The following is a 298-nucleotide window of genomic DNA, read 5'->3' on the forward strand; positions in this document are numbered from 1 at the left end:
GTGTTGAACGTACACTTTATCATCTGCATCACGTGAGAATGCGACATCCATTTTGGTGAGCACGCCGTCTTTTAGCCACTGTTGCCATTCGGTTTGATATAAGAAATCTGTTACAAAATGCTGGTCACCAAAGAATAGCCATGATTTTCCTTCTGTACCGATTTCTTCACGTTCTTGCATACAGGAACGGAAAGGCGCAATGCCCGTACCCGGTCCAACCATAATAATTGGCGTGTCTGGATTTTCCGGTAATTTGAAGTTTTGATTATGCTGAATATAAACTGGCAATGTGTCACCC

General features: G+C 43.0%; 1 pseudogene. It reads right to left on the reverse strand.

Features of this window, described 5'->3' with window-relative positions:
* Positions 1-298: pseudogene (locus ACZYRN_RS19375) on the reverse strand (sulfite reductase [NADPH] flavoprotein alpha-component); the annotation flags it as partial.

The organism is Domibacillus sp. F004, from assembly GCF_057814295.1.